The sequence below is a fragment of the Cytobacillus sp. T106 genome (assembly GCF_040492155.1).
Taxonomy (GTDB): domain Bacteria; phylum Bacillota; class Bacilli; order Bacillales; family Cytobacillaceae; genus Bacillus_AB; species Bacillus_AB infantis.
Genome location: NZ_JBEUMK010000002.1, coordinates 322,318 through 342,456, shown reverse-complemented (window position 1 = coordinate 342,456; position 20,139 = coordinate 322,318). Strand labels below are relative to the sequence as shown.

The window sequence follows — 20,139 nt, the reverse complement described above, 5'->3', positions numbered from 1 at the left end:
TGCCTGCTGTAATATAGCTGGGACCTCCATTCATATTACAGCTTGAGAGTGCCTTTTCTCCTATCTTATTCTTTGAGCAGAAATAAGGAAAATCGACACGTTTCCCCACTGATATACTGGGTAAAGGATATGGATTTATAACTTTATTTTGTGGAGGGATGTATACATTGAAGGTTAAAACTCTATCATTCTTAATTTTTACGGTGCTGCTTTTGACAGGACTGACGGTGGCAGACGGAGAGGCTTCGGCTAAAAAGCTGGATGCTCCGCACATCAAGCAAATGCCCGAGCTTCCGAGAGGCTGCGAGGTTACCAGTCTCAGCATGCTGCTTCAGGACCAGGGTGTGAACATCGGTAAAATGCAGCTGGCCAAGGAAGTGAAAAAGGTGCCATTCAAGACGAATGGCGTTTACGGGAATCCTTACGATGGATTTGTAGGGAATATGTATACATATGGCCTTCCGGGACTGGGCGTCTATCACGGACCAATCTTCGATTTGGCCAATAAGTATTTGCCGGGGAAAGTGGTTGATTTTACAGGCAGCAGCCCTTCTGCCATTTATAAGGCAATCGATATGGGTAGTCCTGTCTGGGTCATCACCAATACACAATTCAAGCAGCTGCCGGGCAGCTATTTCCAGACCTGGAATACTTCCAGCGGCAATCTGAAGATTACATACAAAGAACATTCTGTTCTTGTCACTGGCTATGACAGCCAATATGTCTACATAAATGATCCTTTATATAATAAGAAGAATCGCGCTGTTCCGCGCAAAAATTTCGAGGCTTCCTGGATCCAGATGGGCAGCCAGGCGATTGCGGCCATCCCAAAGGCGGATTGGGATAAAGAACTTTCGGCTGGCCAGATTGGCAAGCTGACCATCATGAAGCCGATTACGCTTTGGGACCGGACAAGCACCGGGCTGAAGGCTGGCCGTGTGCTGCAGCCATTTGAAACTCTTAAGGTGTGCGGCTATGATGGGAAATACGGCGGCCAGTACAAACTGTGCGGCGGAGGCTACGTTACCAATATGTCTGGCTTTATCCGTTATGAGACACCTCCTTCCAGCATGCTGCAGGAAAGGGCTGTGGCTGATGCACAGAAGGTCCTGGCTGCGGCGAAGTCCTATGCAGGGAGTCTGAAGTGGGAGATCCAGACGGATTATCGGAAAGGCAAATACCCTGGTGATGTGGCCGGTTATCCAAATATGACCTATTTCAATAAAACGAAGGAATATATGAATCTGTCACAGGCTGCCATCGGCCGGGTCGGGGATGCGGCAAAGAAACAGGCGCTGCAGAATGAACTGAATGCAGATGTTATGACTTATTATAAGCGGGCTGTCGGCTATATTGATGCTGTCACTTCCGGGAAGAAGCTTGTTGATATGGCTCATTCCATGGATGCTGCAGTCATGGCCGACCCGCTTGGGGATGCAGGTGAAGCGAAGTATCACCAGCTGTCTGCAGAAGTCCGAAAAAATGCGGTTCTTTTGTATCGAGTCTATGGACAATCGACGCGGGAGGCTGTGCTTACTGCCTATAAGAAGCCGGCAGAGGATATGATGGCGAAACACCGCTATACAGTTACAGCGAAAATGATGATGGATGACTTCAAAGCCCTTGATCAGGCGAAGGTGGCCCCTGAAGAGTATAATCTGCGGGCGGCAGAGCTGAAGGCTGTTGTTGGGCAGATTAAGGATGCTGGTGTTCGGGAGAGATTCCTGGCGGAGTTAAAGTAAAGGCTGGGGTCAGACCCCTACGAAAGTAGGGGTCTGACCCCAGTTTAAATGCATAGGATTAGAGGTATAGATTTAGGGTACATATACTTATTTGGGAGGTCATTATGTTTAAAAAAATCAGTTTATTGGGAATTGCTGCTGTATTGTCTTTTGGTTTGCTCTTTATGCCTTCTTCTTCTCCAGCCAGAGCAGCAGAGCTGATCGGGGTTCCTTGGGGGAAAACGATTTTGATTCCTTCACAGATCGGGAAAGTTACTCTTTTGAAGGATTCCCCTCTTTATAAGCTGTCAAGTGATGGCAAGCTTTTGCCCGGGGGCTCCAGGGTTAAGGGAAGTGAGTTCCGGGTGTATCAGTACCAGGATGTTCATGGCGGGCTTTATGGATTGGGGGCTGGCCTTTTTATCAAGAAAGATCCGGCAGCTGTTAAATATGAAACCCCTTCGACCCATAAAAAGATGCAGCTGGCAAGGGTAGTATTCTTTGATGGCAATATCCTCACCCAGCTGGAAAAAGGCGTCTTTAAGGGGCAGCCGTTCTCCATCGACGGAACCACCGATATCAAAAAGGTCTTTGATTATTACAAGAAAGTTCCTGTATCGATTGAATATCAAAACGATGCATTGGCCCAGAGGTTTGGGCAGTACAGCTATTATAACTATTACCCGTATGACCAGAATGTCCATGCGATCTCATGGTTCAATGATTATCTCGCCCCCATTACTCCCTATATGATCAGGGAACGGGTCGGCAAGCCTGACTGGGAGGGCATAAGCGATAAGGATGGTCTCTGGACGATCAAGTATACGCGAGGCGGCTACGAGATGTACTTTACCTTTGATAAAGGAAAAGATTCGCAGCTTAACAATATTTTACTGAAGAGAATTAATTAATTAATTAATTAATTAATTGATAGAAGAAGAGGGTCTGACCCCTACTTTCGTAGGGGTCAGACCCTCTTCTTCGTTTGCTTTTAGACTCCCGTTAAATGCGGTATAATAAAGGAATATGTATTTTGTCGGGATGTTTTTATTTTTATGTGCTTTTTTGTGTTTTTTCATCCGGTTTTTGCCGGGTTAAAGTATAGGGGGGATTATAATGGCGCAGATTCCTGAGCGGTATTTGGAGGGGCTGCAGTTTGCTGCGGGCGAGCTGAAGAGCCTGCTGAGGCCGGAGGACCAGGAAGATCAGAAGGTGGTCCAGAAGGGCCTGCTTTTGTATCATCAGGGGCTTGTGCATCAGCTGAAGTATGAGGGTGACCAGATTACGGCCGTGGTCCAGGATGTGACTCCCGCGAGGGTATCGCTTGATCTTGACTTCATTAACCATAGTGATTGCTCCTGTCCCCATGAAGGGTTCTGCCGACACCGGATGGCTGCGTTTTTCTATCTCTTGTCCCAGGGCAGCAGTGTGGCCGCCTGGCTCAATGACTGGCGCCAGCCGGTCAAGGAGACGAAGACGGCGGCCCTGCAAGGGCTAAAGACGGCAAGGGATCTGCTGAAGGCGAACAAACAGCAGGAAGAGCCGGATTATGATAACTGGAAATCTTCATTTGAAGAAAGCTTTGATAAAATCCTGCGGGGCCAGGGTGACCCGAAGCCCTATGTGATGGCAGAGCTGTTCCAGGTCCATCTGCGGCGCCTTAGGGCGGCGGCCCCGGTCGAGCAGGAATGGCGGCTCCTTTATATGCTGATTGCGCATATTGTCTCTTTTAAAAAGCTTATCTCCCTAAGCATGGAGCTCGGCTATTTCGAAGATACGATCAACCGCTATTACCGCCATCTCTTCCATCAGATGACCGAAGAAGCGGCTGACATTACAGGCAAACTGACGGTCCAGTCTGTGCCCTTTGCGTTTGATCAGTTCATCGGGAAGCTGAAAGAGGAAACAGCGGAGCTTCTGACGAACGATTTCGAGATTGAGTATGAACGCGCCCACCTCTACCGTCTGCTCTGGACCCATCTCTTTAAAAGCAAAGAATGGCGGGAAGAGGAAGTCAAGAAGCTTAACGGCCTTCAGGAGGAGACGACAATGCCCCTGGTTGTCGGGGTGACCCATCTTCATATCCTTCTTCGTGAGGATGAAGATGCGATGCGGAATATCCAGGTCCCTAACGCGGAGATGACGCCATATATGTTATACTGGCTCGACTATTTCACCGCCCTTAAGGAATGGAAGCGGATGGCTCCGTTTGCTGAGGTGTTTGTCTCACGGCTGAAGGAGTATCTGAGCTGGAACAATGAATATAATGCCAGCATGGATTTTTCCAGGACGGCTTTGAAGGCACTGCGCCCCTATACCGGCGAGATGCGGAGGCCTGATTTGTATGAGAAAGCCATGATCCAGACGCTGCCGTACAGCTACCGGGAATATGAGGATGTTCTTTTTGAACAGGAAAACTATGAAAAGTGGGCAGAGCTGCAGGCTTATATCGGCTTTGATATCAGCATGCTACCTTCAGAGCGGATCAAGAGGATTCAGCAATCCGAGCCTGAAATCCTGCTTGGACTTTATCATCAGTCTGTGCAGGGCCATATTAACATGAAGAGCCGGGATCATTACCGGGAGGCTGTCCGTAAGATGAAGAAACTGCGGACCATCTATAAGAAATTAAAGCGGCAGAATGATTGGGAGCTTTTTCTGGAAATGATTCTTGAAAAGACCAGGCGGCTGCGTGCTTTTCATGAAGAATGCAAAAGGGGTAAGCTGATCGATGCTTAAAACACGTTTTATAAAAGTGAACGTCCAACAATATGATAAAGATACTTTTTTCATTGGAGCTTCTGATGAGCACGATAAGTGGATGGTACCAAACGAATGGCAGAACCTGCTGTTCAACAATCATAAGGAAAGCTTTTTCGGGACGATGCTTGCACCGGCTGAGCTGGATGGCGCCCCCGGCCTCCTGGTCAACGGCTGGCAGCTCGCTACGCTGTTTGCGAACGAGCAGTTCAACCGCCTGATCGAATGGGACTGGGACGAAACGGCCGAGATCTGCCTGGCTGCCGGACATGCGCTTGAGGAATCCATTCTTGAAAAAGAGTGGGTGCCTGACTTCAAGGCTTGGGAGCGGAATGAATTTCACTGGGCGCTGCCTGAAAATGTTCTTTACGAGTTTGATGATTCCTTCTGGGAGCGTCCCCTTGATGAAGGAGAAGAGGAACGCTCTGTCAAAGCCTTCGTCCAGCATTGGTTTGACCGCTCTCTGAATGATTATTTGAACCGCAATAAAGAAATGAAAGAAATGTTCGGGAAAAAAATAGACAGCCTGCAGAATGAAGATATTGCGCCAAGCCAGCTGGCTGCTTATTTTGACGAAGAAAGCTGGCAGGAATGGATCGGGCTGAAGGAAAATGATGTCCCATTTACAATCGGACTTAAGCTTGAAGAGCCTGCTGATATCGACAGCTTCTGGGACTTGTCTATTTTTCTGCGAGGAAAAAAGGATCCCGATCTGTTTGTCGATTACCGGGATGAAAGCAACTATCCGCGCGGCTGGATGAAGTATCAGGAGGTCATTGAACGGGAGCAGCAACGCTGGATCAATGTCTTTCCATGGCTGAACGGCGACCGTGGCATCTCCACCCGCCTGACAGAGGATGAAGCTTGGACTTTCCTGACAGAAGCCAGCGAAACACTGCTTGCTCTTGGCGTTGAGATTCTCCTCCCTTCCTGGTGGCAGGCGATGAAGAATGCGAGCATGAAGGTGAAGGCTAAGGTAAAAGGAACCTCCGGCAGCCACCGCCCTTCCTTTGTCGGCCTGCAGGCGATGCTTGATTATGACTGGCGCTTCAGCATGAACGGAGTCGAGCTGTCAGAGGATGAATTCAATAAGCTGGTTGAAGAAAAGCGCCGCCTAGTGTATATTCGCGGCCGCTGGATCAAGCTTGACCACGGCTTTATCCGCCAAATCCAGGATTTGATGAAGAAAGCGGAAAAAGAGGGGCTTCATGTCCGCGATTTGATTGAGCAGGAACTGTCAGGAGAAGATGATTCCGAAGACGAGCTGGATAATCCGAAGGCATTCGCCCGTATCCAGATTGAATTGAACCGCCAGTGGAAGCAGATGGTGAAGCAGCTGCGCGAAGTGAACAATATCCCGCTCGCTGATCCGCCGGAAGCACTTCACGGCGAACTCCGTCCCTATCAGCAGCTTGGGATGAGCTGGCTGTTATTCCTTAGGAAATACGGATTTGGTGCCATTCTCGCTGATGATATGGGGCTCGGAAAAACCGTCCAGCTCATTTCTTATTTATTGAAGGTTCGCGAGCAGGAACAAGATGGTGCCTCTCTCATCATCTGCCCGACGTCGGTGCTCGGCAACTGGCAAAAAGAGATTGAACGATTTGCCCCTGATCTGAAGGTTTATCTCCATTATGGACAGAATCGCCTGAAGGGTCAGATGTTCACGGAAGAGGCTGAGAAAGCAGATATTGTTTTGACATCCTATGGACTGACCCATCTGGATTTGGCTGATTTCGAGGCTGTCACCTGGAGCTCGATCAGCATAGATGAAGCCCAGAATATTAAAAATGCGCAGACCAAGCAGTCCCGGGCAGTCCGGAAGCTGCGCGGCAAGCATCATATTGCCCTGACCGGGACGCCGATGGAAAACCGTCTCAGCGAGCTGTGGTCGATTTTCGATTTTACCAATCATGGCTATCTCGGCAGCCTCGGGCAATTCCAGAAACGGTTCATCCTTCCGATCGAGAAGGAAGATGAAAAAGAAAAAGTCCAGCAGCTCCAGGCAATCATCCGCCCCTTCCTCCTGCGACGGACGAAGAAGGACAAAGAAGTTGCCTTGAATTTGCCGGATAAGGTTGAGCAGAAGGAATATTGCCCGCTGACCGCAGAACAGGCATCGCTTTACGAGCAGCTGGTCAAAGACACTTTTGCCGAGATTGAGAAACTGTCAGGCTTTGAGCGCAAAGGGCTTATTCTCCAGCTGCTCAGCCGCCTGAAGCAGCTTTGCAATCATCCTGCACTTTACTTGAAGGAAGAGAAGCCTTCGCATCTGCTGGAACGGTCATCCAAACTTGAAAAGCTGAACGAGCTCGTCGATGCCGTCCTTGAGCAGGAGGAAAGCTGCCTCATTTTCACCCAGTATATTGAAATGGGGCATATGATCCAAAAGATCATGAAAAAGCGGCACGGAATTGATGTGCCATTCCTGAACGGGAGTGTCTCAAAGAATGAGCGCGACCGCATGATCACACGATTCCAGGATGGGGAGTTCCCTGTCTTCCTTCTGTCCCTGAAGGCCGGCGGGACCGGATTAAATCTGACAGCGGCGAACCATGTCATCCACTATGACCGCTGGTGGAATCCTGCGGTTGAAAACCAGGCAACAGACCGCGCCTACCGGATCGGCCAGGAACGCTTTGTCCACGTGCACAAATTGATCTGCACGGGAACATTGGAAGAAAAAATTGATCTTATGCTCGAGAAAAAGCAAACATTAAATGACCAGGTCATCCAGAGCGAAAGCTGGATTACGGAGCTGTCCACCGATGATCTTCGCGATCTTGTACATTTGGCATAAATATTATAGGGTCCGCTTCTGTCTTTTGTACTCCGCAAGAGATGGCAGCGGACTTTTTTCTTTCTTTTTTACACGGCTGTCAGGCATTTGGATGGCAAAAGCAACCTTCGTCCGCATAGTCCTATTCGGCATGCAGAAAGAAAGAGAGCTGCTGCGTCGGCTTCCTTCGTAAATCAAGGCTGGCTGATCTGTCAGCTTATCACTGTTGTGAAGAGGCAATAGGATATCGCTGGTTCTGCAGGAGTGTCCGGAGGTGCTTTGTTCAAGAGGAGTTTGGCCATAACAGTTTGCCTGATACGGCTTTAATAGCTGGAGGGCATCAAAGAAGCAGGGCTCAGAATCCAGTTTGATTTCCTTTGTGTCTATCTTATGAAGGTACAGCATATACTTTTGTTTTTTCTCCATTCATTCGCTCTCCTTTTTTTTGGGATATCTTTTCCAATTGTTATTTCGACATATTCCTGCAATTTCCTTCAATAATATAAAGAAATATAGGAATTTTTTACCACAAAATTCCTTCTAACAACAGGAGCTTGCAGCGACTTATAATGAATGAAAAGAAAGCTTTTACATTTTATATAAAGACAGGAGAAAACGATGAAAATCATTGCCCCAATATTGCTGTTCTGCCTCTTCATTGCCGATGTTCCCGCTGATGCAGCAGAACCCGCTGCAGCTTTCACCGGCCATGCCGCCCTGATTTCACCTTCAGGAGATTATGCTTATATTCAGGAATATAATTTGTACACAGGAGAATACACGACTTATTTGTATGATATGAAAAATAAAAGAAAGCTGTCTTCCTTCCCTCACAGGATCGACAGTGATTTTTCCAAAAGCGTCCATTTTACTCCTTTAGGAGAGTTAATGGTAACTACCCGTTCTGACGGCACCCATTTTTACCATCCTCGCACAGGCGGGCTGATCCGGACGCTTCCCGAGTCCAGTTCGCTAAATAACCACTCCTTTCAGCCGGGCGGGCACCTTCTCGCCCTGGCGAACCAGGAAGTGGAAAAATATGATCCTGAAGGCTATTATCTGGCAGTCTATGATACAAGGAACTATGAAAAGATATATAAGATCAATTTCCCTTATGCCCGCACAGCGGCTGCTGCTTTCAGTCCTTCAGAAGACATCCTTGCTGCGGGCAGCAGTTATGAAGACACCATTTCCTTTTACAAAGCTTCAACCGGTGAAAAGCTTTCTTATAAGCTGCAGGATACTTCCTTTATCGGGGTAGATGAAATTGATTTCTCCCCGGATGGGCAGCGTTTGTATATCCGAAATGAAAATAGTGTCCATCTTGCGGTGAAAGTAAATGGAAAGTGGCAATGGAAGCAGGCGCGCGCCCTCTTCTCCGCAAAAGACAGCCACCTTGGGAGAATTATTCCAAGCGATGATGGACGCTATCTGTTTGCCTATACAAATAATGGTTTCTGCACCTATGATGCCTTCAGCGGAAAGCTTCTTGTACAGAAGCCCGGGTTCCAGAATATGAGTCTCAGCTTGGACCAGGAATGGCTGATAGCCAATATCAACAATTACAGCAATATCCAGCTTTTCAGCACTGCAGCCCTTTTAGCAGGCGCTGATAGCAAAACAGCTGCCGAAATGCAGGCGGAAAGGTATCTGGAAGAAGCAGAAAAGCATGCCCGCGCCTTGAAGTGGCAAATTTCTGTTGAGTACACCAAGGTAGTTCAATATCCTGATATGTCTGTATTTAACTTAACAAAGGATCATTATATCCGGGCTAAAAACCTGATCAACAGCATGGACGGCACCTATGAGCTTGAGTACAGGCTCACCAATGATATAGAGCTGCATTATTTCCGGGCCATCGGCTATATTGATGCTATCACCTCCGGACAGAAGATCGTTAATCAGGCAAAGCGCTTCAATCAGCTTTACAGCACCGCTCCGGCAGCCGACGAAACTGAAGCAGCCTACCATGCCTTGTCCGGTGAGATCCGCAAGCAGGCTGTGCTCTTATACCGTGTATATGGACAGACAACCCGCAACAGTATCCTTGCCAAGTATAAAGCGCCTGGAGAAAAGGCTTTACAGTCAGCGCAAAAGGCCATTACCGCCAAAATGCTGATTGACGATTTGGCTGAAGCCTCCTCTGCGGAAGGAAAAGCAGAACTGAAAAAAAGCATTGAAACGCTGCTTGCCAACATGGACCAGGATGGGGCCTATCAAGCCCTGATGCTGAAATATAAAGCAGTAAAATAAAGCACAAAGAAAGCCGGCACTCCCCCTCAGGAAAGTGCCGGCTTTCATTTTACATTTCTTCTTTACCAGGGTCAGGCTTGCCCGGATTTTCCGGCTTTCCTGGAAGACCTGGCTTCTCAGGCTTTAAAGGATTGCCCTTATCAGGGACTGGAGCTGCTCCTTTATCAGGTGTTTCTCCTTTATCAGGCTCCTTTTCGCCTTTTTGCAGCTTATACAAATCAATTGTTTTCGCTGTTTTATTGCCTGCAAGGTCAACTGCTTCAAAGATGAACTGATTTGGTCCGTCCTTCAGCTCAAGCTTGACTTTCTTCAGGACCTTTTCAATATTCCTCATTGCATATGGCTCTTTGAACTCATTGTAGAATAGTTCGCTGCCATTTAATGAGATGCGAAGCTCATCGAAATTGTCTGTGACCTTAACATTGACAACCGGATCCTTCGCATTATGTTTTACATACATACTGGACGGAAGCCCGGTGACTTCTACTCCTGGAGCTGTTGCATCGACCATTACTGTACGCTTGAAGGAAATGGTGTTATCAGCAGCGTCTGTTGCTTTTACTTCAAAAGAATGGACACCGTCCTCGAAGTGAAGAGTTGAAGTGAATTCATATTGCTCTTTCTCTTCATTGTAAGTCAATTCAACTTCCTGCCCATTGATTGTGAATTCCTTCATATCGGATTCTTCTTTAATGGTGCCTGATACATTCAGATCATTTGTATTATAGACTTCTAGTGCAGCAGGCTCGTCCAGGTATACATATGGAACAGTTTTGTCATTGCTGCTTTCACCGAGTTCAGCTTTCGCTTCAGCCGAATTTCCAGCGTTATCGTATGCAACAACTGTCACTTCTTCTTTCTCGTCCAATGCTTCCGGAAGTTCGAATTCTTCTGTATCACCGCTTAAAGGCTCAGACAGAATAGTTTCTCCATTCACAAGCACATCGAGGTAGGATAAACCGGAACCATTTTCATTGTCAGCTGCTTCAATTTTTACAATGCTGTTATCTTCTACAAGATTCGCTTTCACACTTGGTGCCACAGTATCAACTTTTACAGGAATCCTGACACTCTGCCAATCAGCTCCCTTAAAGTCTACTACTGTCTTAATCTCAAAATAGTACTGTCCATCCTTCGCAACGGCATTGTTTAGCTTGCCGTCCCAGCCCCATGCAGGGTTCAGCGTATAGTTGGACCCGTTGCCGCGGTCATAATAATGCTTGCGGAGATTGTTCTCTGTACGAAGCTTCCTTAGTGTTTTGCCGCTTTCATCCGTAATGGCAAAATCTGCTTGTTTTGCATTTCTCAGGAATGACAGGACAGGGATGATCTGATCCTGTACTTTGTCCCCGTTTGGAGAAATGGCAATGGCTTCTTTCTGGAAAAGATCTTCTACAGGGTTATAGCCCAGATAGTTATAGTTGTCTGCGCTTTCGGAAACAGCCCCGGCCATTCCATAGAATGAGCTTTCGTCATATTTTGTTCCATCCAAGATCGGTGCCTTGTCCCAGTCTCCTTTAAATCCAACATAAGGAACGGTAAGTTCGGCATTTACATCATTAGGGTCTTTCAGTGTTACATATCCTTCTACAAAATAGCCGTTCGGGAACACTTCATCGATAGCTACCGGTGTCTCCCAGTCGCCAGTGATTGAAGGCTCTACTACCTTTGCATTGCTCACATCGACAGATACCTTTATGGTCGCAATGCCTTTCGCAGGGATATTGACAGTGGTTGCATCCTGGCCGTTCACCTTGATGGAAGAATCAAGGATCTTCTGTGCTTCAAGGCCGTCTGCCGCCCATCCAAACTCGCCGTATGCCGCAAAGTCTGTCTGGAGATTGGCAGCCACATCATACTTCACTTTCTTATTGCTGTAGTTTTTCGCTTTCAATGTGAATTCAAATGTATTTCCTACTTCTTTCAGTGCTACTTTAGCTTCATCTGTTGATGCTTCGGTTACGATTACCGGAGTCTGCAGGGCAGAGTTCAGTTGCATGATTCCTGCACCCTGGCGGCGCGGAGAGTATGGAAGTTCCCAGCCGAATGCCGCATTTACAGTTCCCTGGTCGATGATCGGCTTAGCTGTGTTCATCATAAGGTTTTTCGCAATATTGACACGGTCAAAGCCTTCCACAACAAATTCATTATCGACTCTTTCAAGAATCAGTGCAGAACCGCCGGCAACATGAGGTGCTGCCATGGAAGTACCGCTCATCATTCCGTACTCGTTGTTTTCAAGCGTAGAATAAATCTGGCCGCCCGGCGCCGTGATCTCTGGTTTGAAATCAAGGTTTGGGGTCAGACCCCATGAAGTGAAGGCACTCATTTTGCCTGCTTCCGGGTTGGCTGATTTTACTTTTTCTCCATTGAACGTCAGTGTTACCTTCTCTCCTGCTGCAAGGGCAGCCTGGAGCTTATCTCCATCCTGTTTCAGCATGAACAGCTGCGGGATTTTGATGGCAGGGTCTGACTGCATGTTGACGTAGCCGTCAGCATTGTTGTAAATGATGACGCCGACCGCACCTGCTGCCTGGGCATTTAATGCCTTTTCAGTGAAAGCAAGTTCGCCGCGCTTAATGAGGGCATATTTGCCCGCTACGTTAGAAAGCTCTTCTGGCTTTCCAAGTCCGCCATAAGCTACTTCAAATGTCTTTGTGGCCAGACTGTTCGGATGGACGCTTCCTGCAGACAGGAAAGCTGCTTTTCCGCTTTCCGAATCGAATGAATAATTTACTGCATCAAGGTCCATATAAGAATTTTCTACAGAAGCTACCTGCAGTGAATCATAGGAAACTCCAGGAGATCCTGAGACACCTACGTCAGGGTTGGAAGCCCAAGGATTGGCAAAGCCATTTCCGAAGTGGGCGGAGTTTCCTGCAGAGATGGACATAAGGATGCCGTTGTTAACCGCTCTTTCAACTGCTTTTTGCTCCTGGTCTTCCGGAGAAACGAAGCCGGCAGTAGAGCCCAAACTCATATTCAGTACATCTGCGCCCAATACGATGGCATCATCGATTGCTTTTACATAGATATCACTGTATGTGCTAGGCATATTCGGGTCATTTCCGAATACCTTCAAAGCGAGGATCTGTGCTTCAGGGGCAACCCCTTTGATCCCGCCGTTTTCTTCATCGCCATTGGCGCCGACTGTACCTGACACGTGCATTCCGTGCATAGAGGCATCAGGGCCGATATCGCCGATGATATTGTTTTCATCCATATAGTTGTAGCCGTAAGGCACTTTTTCGGTATAGTACTTTCCTTTAAGTGCATTGTTCTTCACGAATTTATTGACTTTGGACTTTGTCAATTCTTCTTTCGTTTCAGAGGAAAGTACCATGTCGCGGTGGTTCGGGTCCATCCCCGTATCAATGACACCGACAATCATGCCTTCTCCCTTGAAGCCATATTCCCTCCAGGCTTCCTGTGCCTGGACCAGCTCCTTGCTGTATACCATGTCCGGCTTTTCTTCCGGGCGTGTATATTCATTAACTACCTGTACATCAGAGACTTCGGCCAGTTCTTCGACCTTTTCGATATCCCCGTACATCATTTCGGCGCTGAAGCCGTTGACAACCGTTGTAAAGCTTTCATGCTCAATAAGCTTTACCCGGTTTTGCTTTGCTTTATTTTTGACCGCCTGCTGTTCAGTCAGCTTCTCGTTCTTAAGCTGTGTTTTTGTTGCATCAGGCAGCTCTTTATAGCGCTTGTTCTGCTTTTGTGCAACAAGAATCGCAGGCTCCGATTTCATTTCTACGATAACACGGACAATGTCAGTGTCTTTGTACTGCTTGTCCAATTCAGCCTTTTTGATCTGCTGGATCGTTTTCTGGTTCTGCTGCCCTTTTGTGCTCTTTGATTTTTCAGGCACAGCGGCTGCAGACACCGAGCTTGAAAACATTAAGAAAAATAAAGATAAAATAGCCAATAGCCTTTTGGTCGACTTCATGCTTTTCCCCCTTAAGCGGTAAGTTTATTCAGAATTTTTCTAATACTACATAAAGTTACCATATCGGAAAAAAGGTTATTAAGGGGAAATAGTCACGATTGTGTTCGCTTTATGCTAGTCCTATAGGCTTATTTGTTCGACTTCCGAAACAAATTCCGACAGCATTGCTCACTAAAAAAGAAAAATCCGGCGAATATCACCGGAAAATGTGGGAAGTGGGGATTAGATTGATTTTTTCTAATGAGGTTGTAGTGCGTGGATAAGAGGTGTTAATTAATGGATTCGGCGGATTTTTTGAGTTTGAAGATTCTCTTGCGGCATTTGGCGGAGGACAAATTCAAGCTGTTCAATCCTTTTTTCCAGCTGACCTATCCTTTCATTGGACCTGCCAGTCATTTTGATCAGCATTTCTATGAGTGCTTCCAGGTTTTGAACTGTGCTCAAACCTTCGCCGCCTCCTTTTGGCTGCTAATATCCCGTTTTTGTTCAAGGAAGCGGACCGAATCGGCCATAACCTCTGTCACATACACCCGCTTTCCTTCCTGGCTTTCGTAGTTCCTTGTCTGAATCCGGCCTGTTATGCCAATCAAGGAACCTTTTTGGCAGTACTGAGCAGTGTTTTCGGCTGTTTTTTCCCATAATGTGCATTGGACAAAATCAGCCTCTATTTCGCCCTTCTGGTTCTTGAATTGCCTGTTGACTGCCACTGTGACATTTACAACCGATGTACCGCCCGGGGTAATCTTCAGCTCAGGGCTTTTTGTCAGCCTTCCTACCAGAATCACTTGATTGATCATTTCTCATCTCCTCTCTATTTGATAATGTTATATTACAGGCTGTGCAGGAAATGGTAAAAAGCCGGAAACCGGCATTTGTGGGGCACTTTTACCGCTCGGAGGCTCTTTTGGATAGTTGAAATTGAAATTTCAGGTCATCTTCTCCATATAAAAATGAATTTTAGGAGCCGCGGCCATTATTTTTCGACATGGACAAAATTCGCTTTCAAAGTGGGCTGTGCTATAATTTTAGCAAGAACTATAAAATCAGAACGGAGGCAATGATAATGAAGACATTTAAGTTGATCTCCCTGCAGATTGTTGAAGAAGAAGGCTTGAAGGATATTGCGCTTGATGATGGCTTGATCATTAATAAAGAGGATGATTTAAGCAACTGGCTGATCGAAGCATATATCAGCAAAACTTATCTCGACTATTTCAACGCGGCGGAAGACGCTAACCAAGAATTGACCGTCCAGGCTGTTATCACGAAGAAAGAGAACGATCCGGCTGCCTTTATCACCACTGTTTCTTCTGTGAAAGAGTTGGAAAACCATATCAGCATCCTTCTTCAAGGAAGCTTAAGAAGAACAAAAAGCGATTATGCAGAGCTGCTTCTCGGTGACCTGGTACAGCAGGGATTGGATGGAGAGGCACTCGTCACTGAATTTAAAAATAAAATGAAAAGCAAGCCAAGACTGGCAGCAGCAAAGAAATAGGAAGCTCCTGAACGGGCTTCCTTTTTTTGTATAAAAAAGAGCAGGTTCCCCTGCCCTTCTCATTCATTATTTATCTTTATTATCGTCATCCTGCATGTCAAGATCGTCTTCCACCGCGTCTTCACCAGGATCATTATTATCTTCCATCATATCCTTGTCTTCGTCAGTGTTGATGTCGCCGTTTTCGCCATTATCGTCGATAACGCCGTTGTCATCTTCGCTGATATTGCCATTGTCTTCGTTATTGCCATTCATGTCGCCGTTTTCTCCGTTCATGTCGCCTTCTTCAACAGGCGGCGTGTTATCGTCTTCCGGAGGCGGCTCCTGGTCATTATTGCATCCTGCCAATACCATAGCTGAAAGCACCGATCCGCCAATTAATGTTAAAAGCCTTTTCTTCATAAGTAAAAAGCTCCCTTCTGGTTGTTTATATTGACCTTGGTCTTTTCATATGATGTCCAAAAAAAGAAACAACTTGCATATAAAAAATTATTTTAGGGGGATTTTTATATGCAAGTTGTCACCAGCTGGCCAGGATATTATATACATACACGTATATGGGACAAGCTAAACGTGTTAGTTTGTTTTTTGGCACATTAACAAAAGCGCAAGCGCCTTGATCACCCCCCACAAGCACAAGACAATCCTCCCGGAAAGGCGTTCTTTGCCTTTTTGATAGGTTTGGCTTGTGACATTGGTGCAGCTGCTGCACGTGGATCAGGAATTGATAATGATCCACAAGACTTACAATTAATAAGTACCTAAATATTAAAAAAGAATGCCCGGCATTCCGGACATTCTCATCATTTATTCCTGCTTATCTCCAAGGGCAAACGTCAGCTCTGCTTCACAGACAAGCTCCCCATCTACTGTTGCGGTGCCTTTCCCTTTTCCGATGGCTCCTCTTACACGTGTCATCTCAACTTCAAGGCGGAGCTGGTCGCCCGGCTTTACCTGTCTTTTAAAACGGCAGTTGTCTATGCCAGCGAAGAAGGCGAGACGCCCGCGGTTTTCCTCTTTTTTGAGCATGGCTACGGCACCGACCTGCGCCAAAGCTTCAACAATCAGCACTCCAGGCATAACCGGGTAGTCCGGGAAATGCCCGTTGAAGAATTCCTCATTCGCCGTCACATTTTTAATTCCGATTGCCCTCTGCGCCTCTTCAACCTCAAGGATGCGGTCCACGAGCAAGAAAGGATAGCGGTGGGGGATGATTTCTTTGATTTGGTTTATATCCAGCATAATTTAGTACCTCCTACTAATAATAGGTATTATGTATCTTTATTGTACTGTAAAAGAACAGAAAAAAGGAAGGGTAAACTCCCTTCCCGGCCAAAATTATTCTTTTATCACTAAATCCTTGATATGCAACCAAGTGGATTTTTCGAAGACCTCGGATGGTTTCCCGCCGCCCATCACACTATATCCCACGATTGTCCCAAGGATAAGGCTTCCGGCAATTAAAATCAGCACAATAATGATCCGAAGCCAGATTGGGACAAGGCGTATGCGGATGATCCGCTTGCCTGCGGTTTTTTCTTCCGATCTTTGCTTTTTCTTTTGCTCACGCATGCTGGCCGCTTTCTGGTTATCCTTCTCTACCATCGATTTTAATCCCCTTTACCTGATTCCGTTCACAAGCCCCATCATCTGGTCTGCCATTGAAATGGCCCGTGACTGGAACTGATAGGCCCGCTGTGTACTGATCAGATCGGTCATTTCTTTTTGCAAATCCACATTCGATTGCTCAAGGGCCCTCTGCTGGACAGCTGCCTGCCCTCTTAGGGCGCCTGCAAGATCTGTCATCACTTCATTACCCGCTGCTCCTGCGGCAAGTGCAAACAGATTGCCCCCCTGCTGCTCCAGGAACTGCGGTTTATTGACCTGGACAATCCCAAGGCTGAAAGTCTGTTCATTGCCATTTCCGTCCATCGCGGCAAGGAGGCCATTTTCTGTGATCCGGAATTCCCCTGACTGGCTGCTGATGTAAATCGGGCTGTCGTTTTCATCCAGGACCGCATGACCTGCACCTGTCACAAGCATGCTTTCTGTTTCAGAAACCGGAGACAGGTAAAAAGAGCCATCTCTGGTATATTGAACGGCTGCACCTGCATCCGTCTGGACAAGGACCTTATACAGCTGATTTTCCTTTGTAAAGGCTGTGTCAAGCTGGCGGCCTGTTTCCTTGATGCTGCCCTGATTCATTACAGCCTGGGACTGTGCCAGCATCGCTCCTGTCCCCATCCGGAGACCATCAGGAGTCAGCCTGTTTTCATCAGGCGAATTCGGCTGGTTCGCAAATTGCTGGACCATCAGATCCGAAAAGCTCGCTTCTCTGCGCTTATAGCCGACTGTATCTATATTGGCCATATTATGGCTTGTAATATCCATTTGTTTTTGAAGCTGTGCCATTGTATTGGCCGCTGTGATCATAATCCTGCTCATCGAACTCCCCCTTTTAGGGATTTAAAGTTTCTTACGGCCATCATCCGACCCTGCCGATTTCATTTGCGGCTTTTTCCATGCTTTTATCATATGCCTGGAGCACTTTTTGATTTGCTTCGAAAGATCTGTATGCAGTCAGCATGTCTGTCATTGTCCTGCTGGAATCCACATTTGAACCTTCAAGGAAGCCCTGCTTCAGCTGGAAGCCGGCGTCCGGGTTGCCTGCTGCATTTTCAAGAGGATTTCCGTCATCGGTGCGGTAAAGCCCGCCACCCTCTTTAATCAGCCTTTGCGGATCCGCCGCAAAAGCAATGCCGATGATGCCGGTTTCCCCGTTGGCGCCAGTAATCCTGCCGGCTTCATCAACCGTGAATTGATCACTTGCGAGCTGGATTCTGTTGTCTCCATCATCCAATATATACTGTCCTGACGATGTTGTGAGAAAGCCTTCCCCATCCAAAGTAAAATCGCCATTACGGGTATATCTTACCTGCCCGTCAGCTCCTTCTACTTTAAAGAAAGCCGAACCGGCAATTCCGGCTTCATTAATCGGCATCGCCAGATCAACTAGTGCGAGATCCGTTTTTTGATTGGTTTCCCTAATATCCCCTTGCAGGAAGTTTGCCATTGCTTCCTGCATATATACACCTGTATTAATCGGCCCGATCGGCTGATTGACTGGGACTTTATAGCCTTTCTCAACCGGCAGGCTATATTGGCCCGCACTTTGGAGAAGCATTTCCGGAAATGCCCTCATGGAAGCCTGATCTGCTTTGAACCCGGGTGTATTGGCATTTGCCATATTATTTGTCAGCATCTCCGTCTTCCGCTGCTGGGAAAGCATTCCGGATGCCACAGTATAAAAACCTCTGAACATGTTCCACCTCTATATATTGCCCGGTATGGACCAGGCATCATTTCCACCATCAAAAGGGACAGATAATTATAATACGCTACTCTCTATTATAAAAAAAATCCGCGGAAGAAACAGCAGATTTTTGCAAAAAAGTGTCAATATATGAAAAAAACTGTGGAATTTGCTGTAAGAATGGATTTTAAGTATGGGAGGGATGATATTTAGGGTGTTTATGAAGTTAGGAATAAATATGGCTGTATGCGGAATTATTATTTATGAATTTGGAATTATCATCTAAGAAATTGGAATGATTATAAATAAATATGGAATTATTAATCAGGATAAATGTACATCAGTGAAAATGCGACTGGATTTTGGAAGTTTCCCCTAAAAAAAATGTCTAAATCACAGCTTTGCTCCCTAAAAAACTCAAACTTCTGCACATTCCATTAAAAGAGCCTGGGTCCCGCTATCCAGGCCATAGAAAAAAGCGCACGGATCAGCCCGCGCGCTTTATACATTAACCCAATCTTCTCTTAGGCAGTCTATCGATATTGTCCAACATGATGCCGGTTCCGATTGCTACGCAATCCATCGGGTTCTCAGCCACAAGGACCGGCACTTTAAGCTCTTCTGCCAGCAGCATGTCGATGCCATGCAGAAGGGCTCCGCCTCCTGTGAGAATGACACCGCGGTCGATGATGTCGGCTGAGAGCTCAGGCGGTGTCCTTTCCAGGACTGTTTTGGCAGCCTGAACGATGACCGCGACGGATTCGCGGAGAGCCTGTTCGATTTCGCCGGAACGGACTGTGATCGTCCTTGGCAGGCCTGATACCATGTCACGGCCGCGGATATCGATTTCTTCATCCCTCGAATCCGGGAATACAGTTGCGATATTGATCTTGATGTTTTCAGCAGTCCTCTCACCGATCAGAAGCTTGTACTCACGCTTGATGTAGTTGAGGATTTCGGCATCAAATTTGTCGCCGGCCATCTTGATGGAAGAAGATGTAACGATATCGCCCATTGAAAGAACAGCTACATCTGTAGTTCCTCCGCCGATATCGACAACCATGTTTCCGCTCGGCTGGAAGATGTCCATGCCCGCGCCGATTGCAGCGACCTTCGGCTCTTCCTCAAGGTAGACTTTCTTGCCGCCGCTTTTTTCGGCAGCTTCCTTGATTGCTTTCTGTTCGACGCTTGTAATATTGGTCGGGCAGCAGATCAGGATGCGCGGCTTGGATAAGAATCCTTTTACATTCAATTTGTTGATGAAATGCTTCAGCATAGCTTCAGTCACATCAAAGTCGGCGATGACGCCGTCCTTCAGCGGGCGGATGGCGACAATATTGCCGGGCGTACGCCCTACCATGCGGCGCGCTTCTTCGCCGACAGCCAGCACTTTATTATTGTTCCTGTCAATCGCCACTACAGATGGCTCATTCAACACAATTCCCCGGCCTTTTACATGAATCAGTACATTGGCAGTACCCAGGTCAATTCCAATATCTCTAGCAAACATTTTACTTTTTTTCCTCCCTGCACTTAGCCAGCGCGGGCTTCCGGCTCCTGAATGAAGTCAATAACGATTTTTCCTGGCTGGCCAGTTGCCGCTGCTTCATATTTTTTATGGATGCCTCCTGCGCCTATCCTGCTTTTTGGCGGAAGCTGCCAAGCAGGTTCGGCCAGGCGGCCTTTATGCAATAGCTTTAAACCGCCGCAAATCCTTCCATTAAGGAAGCCTTTCCAATTCAAGGTTTCGGCGGCTGACGAAGCTGCAAAATATTTTTTTCCAAGTTCTATCCTAATTGTTTATTTTATCACAATCAAACCATAACTAGAAACATTTTGTAAAAATTATGTAGCATTCCCGCAAAA

General features: G+C 46.9%; 17 protein-coding genes and 1 pseudogene. 7 read left to right on the top strand and 11 right to left on the bottom strand.

What is annotated here, in order from left to right; translation table 11 throughout:
* Positions 1-158: 158 nt before the first annotated feature.
* From ABU165_RS06125 to ABU165_RS06105, 5 genes and pseudogenes are all read left to right on the top strand, one after another.
* Positions 159-827: pseudogene (locus ABU165_RS06125) on the top strand (C39 family peptidase); the annotation flags it as partial.
* Positions 801-1,742, top strand: coding sequence for a hypothetical protein (locus tag ABU165_RS06120; protein WP_318059986.1), 942 nt, complete (start codon positions 801-803; stop codon positions 1,740-1,742). The pseudogene ABU165_RS06125 and the gene ABU165_RS06120, both read left to right, overlap by 27 nt.
* A 104-nt stretch (positions 1,743-1,846) precedes the next feature.
* Positions 1,847-2,632, top strand: a complete 786-nt coding sequence (locus ABU165_RS06115; protein ID WP_318059772.1) for a DUF4309 domain-containing protein — start codon at positions 1,847-1,849, stop codon at positions 2,630-2,632.
* Positions 2,633-2,837: 205 nt separating this feature from the next.
* Positions 2,838-4,460 (top strand): SWIM zinc finger family protein, encoded by a 1,623-nt coding sequence (locus ABU165_RS06110; RefSeq protein ID WP_318059771.1) that lies wholly within the window; start codon positions 2,838-2,840, stop codon positions 4,458-4,460.
* Positions 4,453-7,281, top strand: a complete 2,829-nt coding sequence (locus tag ABU165_RS06105) for a DEAD/DEAH box helicase (RefSeq protein WP_318059770.1) — start codon at positions 4,453-4,455, stop codon at positions 7,279-7,281. Before ABU165_RS06110 ends, ABU165_RS06105 begins: the two co-directional genes overlap by 8 nt.
* Before the next feature lie 3 nt (positions 7,282-7,284).
* Here the strand turns inward: ABU165_RS06105 and ABU165_RS06100 are convergent, their stop codons facing one another.
* Positions 7,285-7,686, bottom strand: a complete 402-nt coding sequence (locus tag ABU165_RS06100) for a hypothetical protein (protein WP_318059769.1) — start codon at positions 7,684-7,686, stop codon at positions 7,285-7,287.
* Positions 7,687-7,878: 192 nt separating this feature from the next.
* On the opposite strand from ABU165_RS06100, the gene ABU165_RS06095 reads away from it, so the two are divergent.
* Positions 7,879-9,513, top strand: coding sequence for a hypothetical protein (locus tag ABU165_RS06095; protein ID WP_318059768.1), 1,635 nt, complete (start codon positions 7,879-7,881; stop codon positions 9,511-9,513).
* 49 nt (positions 9,514-9,562) lie between these two features.
* Here ABU165_RS06095 and ABU165_RS06090 read toward each other — a convergent pair whose 3' ends face one another.
* From ABU165_RS06090 to ssb, 3 genes are all read right to left on the bottom strand, one after another.
* Positions 9,563-13,465: a S8 family serine peptidase gene (locus ABU165_RS06090; protein WP_318059767.1), complete on the bottom strand. Its 3,903-nt coding sequence runs from the start codon at positions 13,463-13,465 to the stop codon at positions 9,563-9,565.
* Between the two features lie 273 nt (positions 13,466-13,738).
* A complete protein-coding gene (locus ABU165_RS06085) occupies positions 13,739-13,909 on the bottom strand; it encodes a hypothetical protein (RefSeq protein ID WP_318059766.1) in 171 nt (56 codons plus the stop codon).
* Positions 13,906-14,262 (bottom strand): single-stranded DNA-binding protein, encoded by a 357-nt coding sequence (ssb, locus tag ABU165_RS06080; RefSeq protein WP_318059765.1) that lies wholly within the window; start codon positions 14,260-14,262, stop codon positions 13,906-13,908. The genes ABU165_RS06085 and ssb overlap by 4 nt, the downstream gene beginning before the upstream one ends.
* A 266-nt stretch (positions 14,263-14,528) precedes the next feature.
* Here ssb and ABU165_RS06075 point away from each other — a divergent pair, with 266 nt between their 5' ends.
* Positions 14,529-14,960, top strand: coding sequence for a YwpF-like family protein (locus ABU165_RS06075; RefSeq protein WP_318059764.1), 432 nt, complete (start codon positions 14,529-14,531; stop codon positions 14,958-14,960).
* A 66-nt stretch (positions 14,961-15,026) separates the two neighbouring features.
* Here ABU165_RS06075 and ABU165_RS06070 read toward each other — a convergent pair whose 3' ends face one another.
* The 7 genes from ABU165_RS06070 to ABU165_RS06040 all read right to left on the bottom strand — a co-directional run bounded on the left by ABU165_RS06070 (position 15,027) and on the right by ABU165_RS06040 (position 20,016).
* Positions 15,027-15,362: a hypothetical protein gene (locus ABU165_RS06070; RefSeq protein ID WP_009792675.1), complete on the bottom strand. Its 336-nt coding sequence runs from the start codon at positions 15,360-15,362 to the stop codon at positions 15,027-15,029.
* A 405-nt stretch (positions 15,363-15,767) separates the two neighbouring features.
* Positions 15,768-16,202, bottom strand: a complete 435-nt coding sequence (fabZ, locus tag ABU165_RS06065) for a 3-hydroxyacyl-ACP dehydratase FabZ (protein ID WP_009792674.1) — start codon at positions 16,200-16,202, stop codon at positions 15,768-15,770.
* 96 nt (positions 16,203-16,298) lie between these two features.
* The gene (locus ABU165_RS06060) at positions 16,299-16,565 is read right to left on the bottom strand and encodes a DNA-directed RNA polymerase subunit beta (protein ID WP_318059763.1); all 267 of its coding nucleotides are present in this window, start codon (positions 16,563-16,565) and stop codon (positions 16,299-16,301) included.
* 15 nt (positions 16,566-16,580) lie between these two features.
* Entirely contained in the window at positions 16,581-17,405 is an 825-nt protein-coding gene (locus tag ABU165_RS06055; protein ID WP_094769177.1) for a flagellar hook-basal body protein, read from the bottom strand.
* 40 nt (positions 17,406-17,445) lie between these two features.
* The gene (locus tag ABU165_RS06050) at positions 17,446-18,282 is read right to left on the bottom strand and encodes a flagellar hook-basal body protein (protein WP_094769176.1); all 837 of its coding nucleotides are present in this window, start codon (positions 18,280-18,282) and stop codon (positions 17,446-17,448) included.
* Between the two features lie 499 nt (positions 18,283-18,781).
* The gene (mreB, locus tag ABU165_RS06045; RefSeq protein ID WP_094769175.1) at positions 18,782-19,783 is read right to left on the bottom strand and encodes a rod shape-determining protein; all 1,002 of its coding nucleotides are present in this window, start codon (positions 19,781-19,783) and stop codon (positions 18,782-18,784) included.
* 23 nt (positions 19,784-19,806) lie between these two features.
* Positions 19,807-20,016, bottom strand: a complete 210-nt coding sequence (locus tag ABU165_RS06040) for a hypothetical protein (RefSeq protein ID WP_094769174.1) — start codon at positions 20,014-20,016, stop codon at positions 19,807-19,809.
* Positions 20,017-20,139 lie beyond the last annotated feature (123 nt).